This is a genomic window from Telluria sp. AZSoR62 (assembly GCF_058111565.1).
The window spans coordinates 539,354-553,471 of sequence record NZ_JBYTST010000002.1 but is presented as its reverse complement, the minus strand read 5'-3'; the positions used below and the strand labels follow the sequence as shown (position 1 = coordinate 553,471).

Below are 14,118 nucleotides of genomic sequence, written 5' to 3'. Positions count from 1 at the left end.
AAATCACGCCAGTCGTAGCTGCTGAACTGACTGCCCTGATCCGAATGAACCATGACGGTTTGCTTGGGCTGGCGTCGCCAGACAGCCATCAGCAGAGCGTTCAAGGCCAGCTCGCGATCCATTCTCGATCCCATTGACCATCCGATGACCTGACGTGAGAACAGGTCGAGCACCGCGGCCAAGTACAACCAACCCTCATGCGTGCGGATGTACGTGATGTCCGTGACCCAGACCTTGTTTGGTTCAGTCACATCGAACTGCCGCTGCAGGTGGTTTGGCGCCACTACCGATGGAACGCCGCCGCGTTTGAAGCGGCGCTTGCCATAACCCGTCTGAGAACGCAGACCGGCAGTGCGCATGATTCGGTGAACACGATTGACTCCACATTGCTCGCCCAGGTCGCGCAGGTCGTCTGAGACTTTCCTATAGCCGTACACCGCTCCGCTTTCCAGCCAGGATTGCTTAATGTGCCCAAGCAGGCGCTGATCTTCCTGCGCCCGCTGGCTTTCCGGCTCGGCACACCAGGCATAGAAGCCGCTGGGATGCACCGCCATCATCTTGCAAAGCCTTCGGATCGAATGCTCATTACGAGCATCACGAATGAAGGCGTACCTTACCCGGACATCTTGGCAAAGTACGCGGCGGCCTTTTTTAGGATGTCGCGCTCCTCGGTAACGCGTTTCAGCTCGGCCTTCAGGCGCTTCATCTCAGCCTGTTGATCGTCCACTTTCTGTCGCTCGGCCGGAGGTGCGCTATAGCGCTTTACCCACTGGTACAGGCTGTGTGAGCTTACGCCCAACCGTGCAGCAACTTCCGTAGCCGCGTGTCCGCGCTCCGTAACCTGCTTGACCGCTTCGATCTTGAATTCTTCGGGATACCGCTTGCCGCTCATACCTTCTCCTTGAACCTACAATTATAGGCTCAGGAGTGTCTACTGAACTCGTGGCGATTCAGTGCACTGCTTTGAGGAGGCACATAACCGACCGCAGCCCTTAGCCTAAAATTGGTTTTGGCGAGGTAGCAAAGAGGTTATGCAGCGGTTTGCAACGCCGCCTAGACAGGTTCGATTCCTGTCCTCGCCTCAAGGATCTTTCAAAAACAGGCCCTGTCGGGCCTGTTCTCTGAATCGCCACGACTTCAAGCTTGTCTCGCCGTATACTGGGCGCATGTCGGGCAGGTCAGTTAGCGCGTTATACCGCGGCAGGCGCGCTAAAGGACGTGCTGCCTAGCGGCCACGCGACCTGTCTCAGCGCATGCTGCAAATTGTTCCAGCTCGCCGTGCCACCGACGCTCAGTCGCACCGCTTCACGCGCCTGCCACGGTCGCGACACGCTCCGGCGCCACCTTCGACTTGATTGGTTTGTATACGTCGAGTGAGTGGGTTATGCCCCAACCCAAAAAGGCGAGCAGGACGACGATGACGATTGGAACGGACCATGCCACAGCCTCCTTCTTAATCGACTGCGAACGCAGTGACGAATACTTAACGGTCGTGCTAGAGGCACGGTGGCGCGAGACTACATATATGGTCAGGGCAATAATCGGGACGACCAACAGGAGCGTCGAGGCAAACACGACGAAGATTACATTCTTTTCCTGTGCACTTATATCGCCTGCCGAATTAATCAACTGTAGGGCAAAACCGCTCAGCACAGCCAACGTGGCATACGCGCCGACACGCTTGAGCGATTGCACATGAAAGGGTGTTCTTGCCCGTTGCAGATGAGCTGGAAGAGCTGTCACGCCCTGCACAGTGTTTATGTTTTTCATTTGGTCTACCTTTGATATCCATGGCGAAGCTGTCGAGTTTCGCTAAATATTTACAGATGAGGAGGGGAACGCATTCACGGAGCCGTGTATTACTGGTTCTTCCACGCCTTCTGCGGCACACTATCTCAAAACAATTTCCATACATTGGGACAAAATGTCCCAGTTGAAAACCGTGCAAGATCAGTCGGTACCATCTTGGCCACCGCAACTTCAGCCTCACAAGTCGAGCTCGAGTTCACCTCCCACGGCCCAGGAAACACATGTAGTCATGCCGTGTTCCCGCTGATCTGGCGTCAGGCATACGTCGCGGTGCAGCGGCTGCCCCTTGGTGACATTGGCGAAGCAGTTTCCACACTCCCCACGCTTGCAGTCATAGGCTACAAAGGCGTCGGCTGCGATCATTGCGTCCAGCAGGGAAGTACCGGGAGACACGTCGATTGTGATGTCGCTTTGCCGCAGGTACCGCCGCACCGGGCGGTCTTCCGCCGCGCTTCGCGCACCGAAGCTCTCGAAGTGTACGTGCGCCATCGGCCAGCCTTGTTTGGCCGCCGCCTGGCGAATCGCCTCGAGCAAGGGGGCGGGGCCACAAGCATGCAGTTCGCTACCTTCGCTATAGGCGCCGACCATTCCGTGAAGATCGGGCCGGCCGGCCGAATCGGTCACGTACATTGAGACACTACCGCCGGGCAGGGCAGCCAGGTCGTCGTGCAGGATCAGGCGTCCAGCGTCACGCACCACGTAATGAAGTTCAAGACCGGCGACTTCCGCGTCCATCGCAAGTGCCATCGACACCATTGGCGTAATGCCGATGCCGCCAGCGATCAGAACATTACGCGCGGATCCGACATGCATGCGAAACGTGTTGAGCGGCTCACTCAGATCGATCTCCATGCCGGCTTGGTACTCATCGTGGAGAACCCTTGAGCCACCCTTTCCCGAGACCTCCCGCTGCACCACGATGCGTAGCTGACCGCTTGGCACGCCGACCAGCGAGTAGGCATTGCGGTAGCTGGCGCCTGACCTGGATTGGATGTCGAGCTCGACGTGTGCGCCGGGCCGCCATGCGGGAGCGCTGCTGCCATCGGCGGGGACGAGTCGGAATTCCTTGACGGCGGGGCCGTGCTGAATAATTGTTTGGATCAGGTAAAGAATGATATCAATCCTTCAGAGACGGGTTGAACGGCGAAGCGTCGAGGTAATTCCACTCAAGACGCTGCGGCACCTGCCGCAGAATCCATCGGTCGACATCGACCTCCCAAAAACGGCCGGTACCGCCCGTTATGACCGCTGAGTCGGCTTGATTCCATAGCAGGCGTGCGCGGCCGCTGATCTGAAGCAGGTGCTGGCCGTCGAAGTCAGGAATACACAAGCCAACGTACGGATTAAGGACAATGTTTCCGAAAGTGTTGAACAGACTATTCCCGGGATAGTCGGGAATACGCAGTGTGCGTTCGCCGAGAACCTGGACGAAGCCCGGATCTCCGCCGCGATGTGAGGCGTCGGCGCCTGCCAGTGGAGCGTGGCTGGCCACGAAGATGGTGTCTGCGCCGCGAATCAAGCGATGAACGCTGCCGCCAATTCCGACGCCGGTTGCCACACCATCGTGTGGGTTCGTGCTGTCCAGTAGCTTGAGTTGGCGTCGCTGGATGAACTTAGGGCAGTTTGGGTAAGCCTCTGCCACCAGGATGTCGATCCTGTCTACGTCGTTGCGCTGCACCTTACCGTTGATGCGGTAGCGGCGCCGGGTGCCCAGTTCGATGAATAGCATCCCGACCGCCGGGTTGACACCGATATTCGCCCAGAAGGGATCGCTTCCGGCGCGTCGTCCCGCGGGAACGTCGATTGTGACAACGGTAGCGCTGTCGGCGTGAATAAAGCCTGGTTGATCGTATACGACGGACGACCAGACAGCGCCATGGGCGTCGACACTAGCCAGGTCGACCATGAACTGCTTGCCGATGAACGGCCGCGCGCCCCCGAGAATCGTGTCGGCAATTACAGAACTAGTGCGGTCCGCGATTGCGGACTCACCTGCTTGCTGTTGCACGGCTCGCTCGCCAGGGTGAAAGCCGGTTTTTACCTGCATGGTGATCCCTCCTTAAACCTTCCCGGCATACCGCCCGGTTTTGATTGTCGATAGAAGGATTTTGCGAAATAATGCGATGAAACGGAATCAGCGCCACCCGTAAATCAATGTTTCGCCAGTAGAAACGCTCATCTATCAGATCCACCTTATGCAGGTCTTCGTCGCCGTGGGGGAAGAGGGCGGGTTTGCGGCCGCCTCGCGTAGCTCGATGTGTCGCCAGCGGCGGTCACGCGCGCCCAAGCGCCTGCTGGCACAGCACGGTGTCTCCCCGAAAGAGATCAACATCGACGTCGACCCTGTCCGCCGCGTCGAGATGGTCCAACGCACCGGGCGTCGCACGGTGCCCCAGATTTTCATAGGCGAACGCCACGTTGGCGGTTTCGACGATCTGGTCCTGCTGGAGCGTAGTGGGGAACTGGGCAGGTTGTTGCCAATGACGCGTTGAGTTATCTTGGCGGTGCCGGCGTGACCGCCGGTGATGCATGAAGTCCGCCGATTCGAGCGGCCGGGGAGAGCGTCAGCCCGACAACTAGCTCTCCCCAATATCCGTTGATCACTCGCACCGGCGGCCGCAGCTCCACCTGCGCAGGTGCAGGGCTGCGGGCCGGCGGGAGGGTGCCGCACGGGCACGCCAGCCGTGACCCGAATGAGCACCGGGCTGGAGAAACCGGGCCCAATTCCCGATCATTTCACGCCGAGCGGTCCGAGATAGTCGAGCTTGCCGAGCTTGACACCCTTGTGACGCAGGATGTCATAGGCTGTGACGAGATGAAAATAAAAATTCGGCAGCGCAAACGTTAGCAAATAGCTTTCGCCGCTGAACCTGGGGCCCCAATTAAGATGAACTTCACGGTCGCCACCGGCATTGAGCAGCTCGGCGTCAATGCTCTCCAAGTAATCGATCGTTTTTTTGATGCGCAGATGCAGCTCTTCGAACGTGCTTTCATCGTCGTTGAATGTCGGGGCATCGCCTCCGCTAATGCGCTGCGCAGCGAATTTGGCTGCATCGCTGACGCGTTGGACCTGTGCTGACAGAGGAAGCATATCTTCCGCTAAGCGAGCCTCGAGCAGTGCATCGCGTGCCATACCAGCTTCGGCTGAATGTTCCTCAGCCTTGGTCAACAGAGTCGATAGGACGTGCAATCCGCGCACGAAGGCAGGCACTGAAATTTTATAGATGGTGATCGGCATTGAGCTTTTACTTTCCAGACTAGCTGTTTGCGCGACCAACGGGGCGTCGAGTCGCGCCCCGCCGTCGCCCGTTGTTACTTGAGAAATTCGGTGAGATGCTCGACCGTCTGGTCGGGGGCTTCTTCGGCGATAAAGTGGCCGGTATCCATCTTCATTACGCGCGCATCGGTTGCATAGGTTTCCAGGAAACCTTTCACCCAACCGTAACCCGGGCCAGCGAGACCCAGGATGGGCACCGAGACCTTGGCGTAAGTTTTCTGGTCAGCGATGTCCTGGGTAAATGTCTGGTACCAAGCGTTGCTGGCACGGATTGCCTGCGGCGACGCGTAGGCGTTTCGGTACACCGCGCGGTCGAAAGGCGACAGCGCTGACTGGTCCTTCATCAGATAGCTGAAGAACCATTCCTGCTCAAGGTGATGGCGCCCCGCCAGCAGTTTTTCAGGTAGCCCTTTCACCTGATGGAAGGCGAACCACCACGGGAACGGGGCGTTTTCATTGACATAGGTACTGTCGTTGAAAGTCGTCGTGGTCGGTACGATGGGCCAGCTGAACAGACTGGCGTCCGAATGCGCCACATCCATCATGACCAGCTTTCGCACGCGTTGAGGGTGGTTAGCCGCGAGGGCCCAGCCCACTTGCGAACCGATGTCATGGCCGACGACGTACGCTGCTTCATGGCCGAGGTGCTTGATCAGTTGCGCGATGTCCGCAGCCATGGTTTTCTTATCATAGCCGTTCTCCGGCTTGCTCGAGCTGCCCTGACCACGCAGATCCACCGCAATCACCGAGTAGTGCTTCGCAAGTTTTGGCATGACCTTATTGAATTCCCACCACGTCTGTGGCCATCCCGGGAGCAAGACCAGTGGGGCACCCTTGCCGCCGCTAACGTAGTGCAGGGTGACGCCGTTCACTGTGGCAGTGTTGTTGACGAAGCCTGGCAACCGGCGAACGAGCGACGCGTCGTCGGTCGGCTCCTTGCTGTATTTAACCGGTGGAGCGGCAATGGCGCCGCCGACGAGCGCCGAAAGAGCAAGCGTCAGTGCGGTGCGGCGAAAAATCGTGTTGGACATAAGGTTCTCCTGATGAGCGGCGGATGCTGCTATGGGGGGAACTTTAAGTGAAGCATCCAGGCGGATAAAGCCGTATTACGTGAAAGCACTATCCACATACTTGAACAAGCTCAACTGTGCGTTTAGTAATCCAAGTGGATGATGCATATGATTTTGCCGATGACATTACGCTCGCCGAAACGTGCGGTCCACGATCGAACTCGGCCACGCGCTCGGGGGCCAGGTGGTTGCCGAGGGAGTGGAAAATGCGCACGTTTGGAAACAACTTACTAAACACGGCTGCGACCAGGCTCAAGGATATCTAATTAGTATGCCGATGCCCATCGAGGAACTGGCACGCTGGCAGTCGCGCTGGGAGTGGGTTGCCGACGCTGGCGCCGTGGTCGCGGATGCGCGTTCCCGCTGCTTGGACCCGCCCCAGCTTGCATGACCGTTCATCCGCCTGCGGAGTAGCAAGAACGCCCGCGTCACTATTCATGTCTGGATGAGTGAATCTCGATAAGCATTGCTGACCCAGGGGTGCCCGGGTCCTTCCCCATACATCGCCTGCAGGCCGACATTCTCGATGTCTTCCAGCAAGCGGATAAGCGATGTCGATGCAGTTTTAAGAGCCTGCAGCTGTGGCGCGAGTTCGACGAGCGTTGCCCCTGACCGAATACTGTCGACGATGGCATGGCCTGCGCGGTGAAGGTCGTGATGGGGACCGTCAAGCGCCTCGCACATCGGTGTTTCTGCGAAGTAACGACCGCCCCCATAATACCATCGGCCAAGTGAACACTTGGTGACGCACAATTCCGGATAGCCCTCCGTTTGACGTGCAGGTGAGTTCGATGGCAAGTTGGCGCGCTGGATCGCATAGCTGACCATCTGGCGACGCCACTGGACATGATCGACGATCGCCATATACACGAGTCCGATGGGGAATCCTGTGCATTCGCCAGCGCGACGCCGCAGGGATAGAAAATCGTCGAGTGGAAGCGGCGGACTGAGCAAATACCCCTGGATCACCCCGCACCCGGCATCGACCAGAAAATCGTACTGGGCCATGTCTTCCACGCCTTCTGCCACAACTTTCAAGCCAAGTTCATGCCCAAGTCTGATTGACGAGCGAACGATGGTCGCGTTCTTTCTAGAATCGAGCATCCGCCCCACAATGCCTTGGTCCAGCTTGATGGTGGTGAACGGCCACTGGCTGAGATTATCCATGCTCGAATAGCCAATCCCGTAGTCGTCCATGGCGAGGCCGATGCCGGCATTGGTCAGCGCTTGTATTCGGTGCAGCACGCAGCACCCGGCTTCAAGCGCCTGCGTTTCGGTAATTTCGAGCTCGAAGGAAGCAGGTGGGAGCCGCTGGTGCGCGATGGCGTAGAGCACTGTTTCGGTAAGGGTGTCGTCTTCGAAATCCTGGGCTGTGACGTTGAAGGACACGCAAAGATCGGTACCCATACCCGTATCGGCCAGCTCGTGCACGAGCGGCGGAAGGAGCTGCAGTGCCAGGTCTTTAATCAATCCGCTTCGTTCGGCGACCTGAATGAAGCTAGCCGGCGTCAGCACGGTGCCGTCGGGCCGCCGCCAGCGCGCCAATGCCTCTGCGCCGACGATTCGATTGGTAATCAATGAAGCTTTCGGCTGGTAGTACAGCGTGAATTCCTTGTTGGCGATGCCCTGGGCAATGTCGCCCTCTGTGAAGGTCGTCATCACGGCTCTCCCAATGTCAGCGTGTCTACATTTATCCGCTTAGTTCTCGAAATCGTTAAGTGGTCTTGGGAAAGGAGCCGAAGCGGGAGCGCTCCGTTGCCTGCAAGGACGGCCCGTTACGTCTACCGAAACAATGAATTTCGCGCTGGGCCGTTTCTTGAAGCGGTTCGATTTCCTAGAATGTCCCTTGTCAACTCATGACGCGCAATAACTCCCAACCCAACAAAAGGAAACATCATGAAAGCAGCAATTATCGTTCTGTCCGATCCGAAACACGGCGGCGAAGAGGCCCTCGGCCGTCTGTTCAATGCTTTGGCCGCGGCCTATGACTTCAAACAGCGCGGCACGGAAGTGGCTATCTATTTCCAGGGCACTGGTACGCGCTGGGCCGGCATCGTCGGTAACGCCGATCATCCGGTGCACGCGCTGTACAACGCCGTCGCAGATACCGTGGCTGGCGTGTCATGCGGCTGTGCGGACGTGTTTGGATCACGCGACGACGCCGTCAAGAATGGGTTCGACCTGATCACCGACAACAGCGTACCCGGCACCTCCGGACTGCCGAGCATCGCCCAGCTGTCCGAGCAGGGTTATACGATTTTCAGCTTCTGAAGCCGTGATCACGGTGCAGCCGGTTCACCGGCTGCGTTCTGGCTTATTTTTGGAAAGCTGATGGTGATGAAACAGTTTTTGAGCAAATTCCGGGGCGACGGCGCTGCCCTGCCGCCGCAGCCAAGCCTGCGTAATGTTTTGCTCGCGTGGCTCGGCGGCGTATTGGCCATCGGAACGGTAGCGGGGATGGCAGATGCGCTGTCAACCGTGCTGGTGCTGGGTTCATTTGGCGCATCCTGCGTACTGATCTTCGGCTTCCCCGACTCGCCGCTCTCGCAGCCGCGCAACGTCGTCTTCGGGCATCTGATCAGTTCAATGACCGGCCTCTGTTTCCTCGCACTGTTCGGCCCAAGCTGGTGGGCAGTAGCGCTGGCAGTTGGCACTGCGATCGCGCTGATGCTTGCGACGCGTACCGCACATGCGCCGGCCGGTTCCAATCCGGTCATCATATTCCTTGCTCAGCCTGGCTGGGACTTCATTCTGTTCCCCACCCTGAGCGGCGCACTGATTGTCATACTCGTCGCCCTGGTGTACAACAATGCGACCCGCGCCGCGCGCTACCCCAAATACTGGTGATGCTTCAGCCCGGATACGGAAGGCCATCGGCCATCGGCATCGGGACCGCCGCCCCAGGCCGCAAGCTTACCGCCAACCGGTGCTTGCTTTACCAGTCCACGCGGAAAGCATCCGGTTCCGAGATGTGCATCGGCCTGGCGCCCTTCAATCATTCGATCTTCGCGAGACGGGTTAGCTGCCCTGACTCATACTGGCTTCCTTTAGAAACGCGACGAATGCCCGCATTCCCGCCGGCAGGTGCCGGTGACTTGGATAGTACAGCTGCAGCCCTGACGCTTCTGGCGACCATTTCTCGAGCACCGGAAAATTCCCATGGGTACAGTGAACCGCTGGGCAAACGACTACGGATGCACTGGTGGCAATACAGATCGTCCGGCACCGCTCGTACACCGTTCTTTGAAAGATACTCGGGCGAACCCACGACAAGAAAGCGAACCGGTGGGCTGCACGGCACCGCGATCATGTCGAGAGGAACGTTCTCTGGCGCCCTGATGCCGGCATCGAATCCGTTTGCAACAATGTCTACCAGTCTGCCATCACTGACCAGATCCACCAGCATGTCTGGATAGCGGCGCAGAAATTAAAGTATGAGCGGCGCAAGAATCACCCTCGCTGCGCCCTCCGATGCGTTGATCCTGATCGTACCGGATGGCGTGGCGCGAAAAGAGTCGGCGTCCGCGATCGCTTCCGTAATCGTCTGTAGAGCGGGGCGCACGCGTGCCAGAAACTGTTCCCCAGCCTCGGACACGGCCACGCTGCGTGTCGTGCGGTTGAAAAGTCGTATGCCCATGCGTTGTTCCAGGCTCGATACAATGTAACTGAGCGCGGACGGTGAGACACCCAACGCGGCCGCTGCCTTGCGATAACTCCGGTGCTTCGCTGCGGGCTTCGGTCGGCGGCGGCAATACCAGCAATTGCCCGCGCCTGTTTGACGCGCGCCGCTGCTCCGGCCAGGTTTGCGTTGGCCCTGGTCGCCTGCTCGACCAGTTCAGCGAGCGCTGGGTCCTTGAATGCAAGCCACCATTGGCCGCGCGCTTGTTGTTCCGCGCTTTTCGCCTGCCGCCAGACTGTGCCGTCAGCAGCGGTATGCACGCTCCCCGGCGAGAACTGCGCTTTGAAGGCGTCGGGAATGGTGACGCTTGGCTGTTTGAATACGGGTGTGCCGCATGCTGTCAGGATCAGTGCCGCCAGCAGCGGGGCAACGCCCCTCGCGATAAGCTGTTTCATCTTAGTGACTCCGTTGATATCGGGCGGCCGCAGGCGCAGCTGCAGCGGCGGGTTTCTTCTCGAAGCGAACGGCGAAAGAACGTAGCAGCACGTAGAACAAGGGCGTCAGGAACAGGCCGAACAGCGTCACGCCGAGCATGCCTGAAAACACTGCCACCCCCATGGCGTGGCGCATTTTCGCGCCGGCGCCGGTGGAGAACACTAGTGGCAGGACGCCCATGATGAATGCAATTGAAGTCATCAGAATCGGGCGCAGGCGCAGGGGCGAAGCTTCAAGTGCAGCCTGTATGACCGTGCGTCCCTGGTGTTCCAGCTCGCGGGCGAATTCGACGATCAGGATCGCGTTCTTCGAGGCCAGCCCGACCAGCACAAACAGCGCGATTTGCGTGAAGATGTTGTTGTCACCGCCGCTCAGCTTGACCCCGATGAGCGCGCACAGGATCGATATCGGCACGATCAGGATCACGGCCAGCGGCAGGGTCCAGCTTTCGTACTGGGCGGCCAGCACCAGGAACACGAGCAGCACGCACAATGGGAGGATGTAGATCATGGTATTGCCGGAGAGAATGTCCTGATAGGTGAGGTCGGTCCACTCGTAGGCTATTCCCTTAGGCAGCGTCTCCTGAGCAATCTTTTCAAAGATCGCCTGTGCCTCGCTAGTGGATACGCCAGGAGCCGGACCGCCGTTCATGTCGGCCGACACATATGCGTTGTAGCGCTGTACCAGGTCTGGTCCGAAGCTATTCTTTACCTGCATCAACGACGACAGGGGGATCATCTCGTTCTTGTCGTTGCGCACCTTCAATTGCGCGATTTGTTCAGCCTGTGAACGGAAGGGCGCGTCAGCCTGGACCCGCACTTGCTAAGTGCGCCCGAACTGGTTGAAGTCATTTACATAAAGCGAGCCTAGATTGATTTGCAAGGTCTGGTTAATGGTCGGCAGCGGTACGCCCAATTGCTTGGCACGGGTCCTGTCGACGTCGGCGTACAGCTGCGGCACATTGATTTGATAGCTGGAGAAAACGCCGGCCAGGCGCGGGTCGGCTGCGGCCTTTGCCTGCATCGCTTGGGTGGCCTTGTGCAGTGCTTCATAACCCAGGTTGCCGCGGTCTTCCAGCATCATCTTGAAGCCGCCGATAGTACCCAGCCCATTAACTGGCGGTGGCGGAAACACCATCACGAAGGCATCCTGCACCACGCCCATGCGTTTGTTAATGTCGGCCGCAATCGCTTCGCCGGTCAGGCCCTCGCCGCGTTCGTCAAAGCCCTTGAGTTGCGCGAAGACGATGCCCGCATTTGCGGCAGACGTAAAGCCATTGATCGACAGACCGGGGAAGGAGACGGGAGAGCGTCGTCGGTGTCGTGCTATGGCCTGGCGTGATCGAGCAGGCGTTTCGCACGATTGCAGCGCGTGTTTCCCTGATGGGGACTGACAAGGCCACGCTGGTCGGCCTACTCGCCGAGACACCGCCGGCGCAGATAATCGCCAGCTTGCCGGACCCTGTTCGGCAGGCCATGCTCGCTTACCTGGGACACTCGTTCAACCGACGGCTTGGCTTACCGGTCAAGTTTTCGAGGGCTAGCGACGTGCAGCCATCCTGTGCATGAAGCCTAAGCGTGGGTGCTTTCTAGGCTGTAAGACCGGGAAAGCGTCCGGCAATCCAGTCAATGAACACCCTGAGACGGTTGCTCAAGTGGCGATTCGGTGGATACACGACATAAAAAGGATAGGGGGCTGGCTGCCAATCATCGAGTATCGGCACCAGCGCTCCAGACGCGATGTGTGCCTGGGCAGTGTAAGCGAATGCCTGGATCACGCCTAGCCCGGCCAGACCCGCCGCAATATGTGCATTGCTTTCGTTGACGCCGATCGCGCGGGTCCCGGAAATTTCAACTTCGCGCCCCGCCTGAACGAATTTCATGGGTACGGCCCGATTCGTCCGCGACGATAGGTAACTGACGATCAGGTGACCGTTTTCCAGTTCGTGGGGCGCGCCCGGCACGCCATGCCGCGCCAGGTACCCAGGTGTTGCGCAGGTGACCCAAGGGGCTGCACCGATCTGGCGTCCGATCAGCGACATTTCAGTCAATGCACCACCACGAATAACGCAGTCGACGTTGTCACCCACGAGATCGATGATCCGGTCGCTCACGCCCAGGTCGATGCGTATGTCTGGGTACAGCTCGAGAAACTCCGGCAGGGCAGGGATGATGACCAGATTCGCGAGCGACGACCCCATGTCGATGCGTAGCTGCCCGCGCGGGCGCCCTTGCGCGGCACCGATGCTGCCATCGATATCCTCGAGTTCCTTGAGCATGCGACCGGTCCTCTCGTAATAGGCTGCCCCCTCGGGAGTCACCGATACGCGTCGCGTCGTTCTTTGCAGGAGCTTCACGCCAAGATGGGCCTCGAGTCCCTGTACCAACTTGCTAAGGGTAGCGTTTGGCATATTCATCGAATCTGCGGCCTTGGTGAACGTCCCTGCCTCAACAACGCGTGCAAACGCACGTATCGCCAGTAGTTGATCCATCGCGCTCCAATTATTCACATGCCGAAAAAACCCTGGGAATTGTCCCATTTATTTGACGAGTCGCCTAGGGCTTCGTTTCCGCCGGCTCCATGCGATCCTTGCCCCGCGGGGCGCGGCAGCAGGCTGTGAATTCAGGGCGGGGTGAGGGACCTTCGAGCCAAGCCCGGAAGCCAGAGCACGAGCCCGGCAAGACCGAACGCCAGTTGGCCGAGCGCCAGATACAGCAGCGAGTGCTGGAGCGCGGGCGCGGCGACCGCGGTGACGATTGCGGTAAGCATGACCATCGAGAAGCTCTGCATTGACGCGACTACTCCCCGTACGTCGGGAAACAGGTCGAGCACCCTCAGCGTGAGTCCTGGAGCGGCGAGCGACATCCCGAATGCATAGAAGAAGATCGGCACCACCGACCAGGGCAGGGCGGGTGGAAGGACGGCATGATACAGCACGTTGGCGCCGGCGCCGGCCAGCATCACGGCAAAGCCGATACCGATTTGTCTCTGCAGGCCGAGCTTGCCGGCAAGCCGGTCGGCCACCAGAGAACCCAGGAAAATCCCGCCAACCATCGGCACGAAGTGCCAGCCAAACTGGTTCGGCGACAATCCCAGGTGGTCGCCCAGGACGACTGGCGCCGCCGCGACCGTCAGGAACAGACCCGCAAAGTTGACGGCGATCGCACCGGCCCCGCGCTGAAAGCCGACGGATCGAAATACCTTGGCATAGTTGTGAAACAGCTTGGCCGGCGCAAGCGACTGGCGGTCTCGCGGGGCCAGCGTCTCCGGCAGGCGGCGCACACAGAACCACAACAAGGCCACTGTATAGATCGCCAAAGCGTAGAAGATCGCCCGCCATTCGAATGCGGTGACGACCCAGCCGCCAAGGATCGGTGCGAAGGCGGGAGAAATCGCGAATATCATGCTGACCATCGACAGCATGCGGGCCGCCGCTGCACCTTCGTACAGGTCGCGAATGATGGCGCGCCCGATCACCGTTCCTGCACCGGCAGCGATGCCTTGCAGCATGCGGAAGCCGGACAGCGCCCTGATGTCCGGCGCCATTGCGCAGCCGAGTGAGGCGACCGCGAACAGCATCAGTGAAACAATGACCACCCTGCGCCGGCCGAACGCGTCCGATAGTGCACCATGCCACAGGCTCAGCACGGCATACGAGAACAGGTAGGCGGTCAGCGTATACTGCACCTGTGCCGGGCCGACCTGCATGGAATGGGCAATGCTGGCAAAGGCAGGCAGGTAGAAATCCACCGATAGCGGTCCGAGCAGGGCCAGGCCTCCCAGCAGCAGCGCGATGGTGCGCTCGCGCGCCTGCCTGGTGATTGCGGAGTACACAATCTTGCCTTGTG

At 59.2% G+C, this 14,118-nt stretch carries 14 protein-coding genes, 1 tRNA gene and 3 pseudogenes; 5 read left to right on the top strand and 13 right to left on the bottom strand.

Features of this window, described 5'->3' with window-relative positions; all coding sequences use genetic code 11:
* Window positions 1-892: pseudogene (locus AC3XQU_RS05835) on the bottom strand (IS3 family transposase); the annotation flags it as partial.
* Window positions 893-1,011: 119 nt separating this feature from the next.
* Between AC3XQU_RS05835 and AC3XQU_RS05830 the strand changes: the two are divergent.
* Window positions 1,012-1,082, top strand: a tRNA-Cys gene (locus tag AC3XQU_RS05830).
* 223 nt (window positions 1,083-1,305) lie between these two features.
* On the opposite strand, the gene AC3XQU_RS05825 is transcribed toward AC3XQU_RS05830, so the two are convergent.
* The 3 genes from AC3XQU_RS05825 to AC3XQU_RS05815 form a co-directional block, all read right to left on the bottom strand.
* On the bottom strand, window positions 1,306-1,770 hold the full coding sequence (locus AC3XQU_RS05825; RefSeq protein ID WP_489873192.1) for a cytochrome ubiquinol oxidase subunit II: 465 nt from the start codon (window positions 1,768-1,770) through the stop codon (window positions 1,306-1,308).
* 216 nt (window positions 1,771-1,986) lie between these two features.
* Entirely contained in the window at window positions 1,987-2,661 is a 675-nt protein-coding gene (locus AC3XQU_RS05820; RefSeq protein WP_489873191.1) for a flavin reductase family protein, read from the bottom strand.
* 265 nt (window positions 2,662-2,926) lie between these two features.
* Window positions 2,927-3,856, bottom strand: a complete 930-nt coding sequence (locus AC3XQU_RS05815; RefSeq protein WP_489873190.1) for a pyridoxamine 5'-phosphate oxidase family protein — start codon at window positions 3,854-3,856, stop codon at window positions 2,927-2,929.
* A gap of 208 nt (window positions 3,857-4,064) precedes the next feature.
* Between AC3XQU_RS05815 and AC3XQU_RS05810 the strand changes: the two genes are divergently transcribed.
* Window positions 4,065-4,301, top strand: a complete 237-nt coding sequence (locus tag AC3XQU_RS05810) for a glutaredoxin domain-containing protein (RefSeq protein WP_489873209.1) — start codon at window positions 4,065-4,067, stop codon at window positions 4,299-4,301.
* Window positions 4,302-4,540: 239 nt separating this feature from the next.
* On the opposite strand, the gene AC3XQU_RS05805 is transcribed toward AC3XQU_RS05810, so the two are convergent.
* Both AC3XQU_RS05805 and AC3XQU_RS05800 read right to left on the bottom strand, forming a co-directional pair.
* On the bottom strand, window positions 4,541-5,047 hold the full coding sequence (locus AC3XQU_RS05805; RefSeq protein WP_489873189.1) for a DUF1993 domain-containing protein: 507 nt from the start codon (window positions 5,045-5,047) through the stop codon (window positions 4,541-4,543).
* Between the two features lie 74 nt (window positions 5,048-5,121).
* The gene (locus tag AC3XQU_RS05800; RefSeq protein WP_489873188.1) at window positions 5,122-6,117 is read right to left on the bottom strand and encodes an alpha/beta fold hydrolase; all 996 of its coding nucleotides are present in this window, start codon (window positions 6,115-6,117) and stop codon (window positions 5,122-5,124) included.
* 181 nt (window positions 6,118-6,298) lie between these two features.
* Between AC3XQU_RS05800 and AC3XQU_RS05795 the strand changes: the two genes are divergently transcribed.
* Window positions 6,299-6,547 (top strand): EAL domain-containing protein, encoded by a 249-nt coding sequence (locus AC3XQU_RS05795; protein ID WP_489873187.1) that lies wholly within the window; start codon window positions 6,299-6,301, stop codon window positions 6,545-6,547.
* A 44-nt stretch (window positions 6,548-6,591) separates the two neighbouring features.
* Here the strand turns inward: AC3XQU_RS05795 and AC3XQU_RS05790 are convergent, their stop codons facing one another.
* The gene (locus AC3XQU_RS05790) at window positions 6,592-7,815 is read right to left on the bottom strand and encodes an EAL domain-containing protein (protein WP_489873186.1); all 1,224 of its coding nucleotides are present in this window, start codon (window positions 7,813-7,815) and stop codon (window positions 6,592-6,594) included.
* A 237-nt stretch (window positions 7,816-8,052) separates the two neighbouring features.
* Here AC3XQU_RS05790 and AC3XQU_RS05785 point away from each other — a divergent pair, with 237 nt between their 5' ends.
* Entirely contained in the window at window positions 8,053-8,427 is a 375-nt protein-coding gene (locus tag AC3XQU_RS05785; RefSeq protein ID WP_489873185.1) for a DsrE family protein, read from the top strand.
* Window positions 8,428-8,487: 60 nt separating this feature from the next.
* On the top strand, window positions 8,488-9,003 hold the full coding sequence (locus AC3XQU_RS05780; RefSeq protein WP_489873184.1) for an HPP family protein: 516 nt from the start codon (window positions 8,488-8,490) through the stop codon (window positions 9,001-9,003).
* Between the two features lie 148 nt (window positions 9,004-9,151).
* Here AC3XQU_RS05780 and AC3XQU_RS05775 read toward each other — a convergent pair whose 3' ends face one another.
* The 6 genes and pseudogenes from AC3XQU_RS05775 to AC3XQU_RS05750 all read right to left on the bottom strand — a co-directional run bounded on the left by AC3XQU_RS05775 (window position 9,152) and on the right by AC3XQU_RS05750 (window position 14,104).
* Window positions 9,152-9,562, bottom strand: coding sequence for a type 2 periplasmic-binding domain-containing protein (locus tag AC3XQU_RS05775; RefSeq protein WP_489873183.1), 411 nt, complete (start codon window positions 9,560-9,562; stop codon window positions 9,152-9,154).
* Between the two features lie 21 nt (window positions 9,563-9,583).
* Window positions 9,584-9,847, bottom strand: coding sequence for a LysR family transcriptional regulator (locus tag AC3XQU_RS05770; protein ID WP_489873182.1), 264 nt, complete (start codon window positions 9,845-9,847; stop codon window positions 9,584-9,586).
* A 384-nt stretch (window positions 9,848-10,231) separates the two neighbouring features.
* Window positions 10,232-11,662 (bottom strand): annotated as a pseudogene (locus AC3XQU_RS05765) (efflux RND transporter permease subunit); the annotation flags it as partial.
* Between the two features lie 196 nt (window positions 11,663-11,858).
* A complete protein-coding gene (locus AC3XQU_RS05760) occupies window positions 11,859-12,548 on the bottom strand; it encodes a LysR substrate-binding domain-containing protein (RefSeq protein WP_489873208.1) in 690 nt (229 codons plus the stop codon).
* Window positions 12,549-12,587: 39 nt separating this feature from the next.
* Window positions 12,588-12,761, bottom strand: a pseudogene (locus AC3XQU_RS05755) (helix-turn-helix domain-containing protein); the annotation flags it as partial.
* A 131-nt stretch (window positions 12,762-12,892) separates the two neighbouring features.
* Window positions 12,893-14,104 (bottom strand): multidrug effflux MFS transporter, encoded by a 1,212-nt coding sequence (locus tag AC3XQU_RS05750; RefSeq protein WP_489873181.1) that lies wholly within the window; start codon window positions 14,102-14,104, stop codon window positions 12,893-12,895.
* Between the last annotated feature and the right edge of the window lie 14 nt (window positions 14,105-14,118).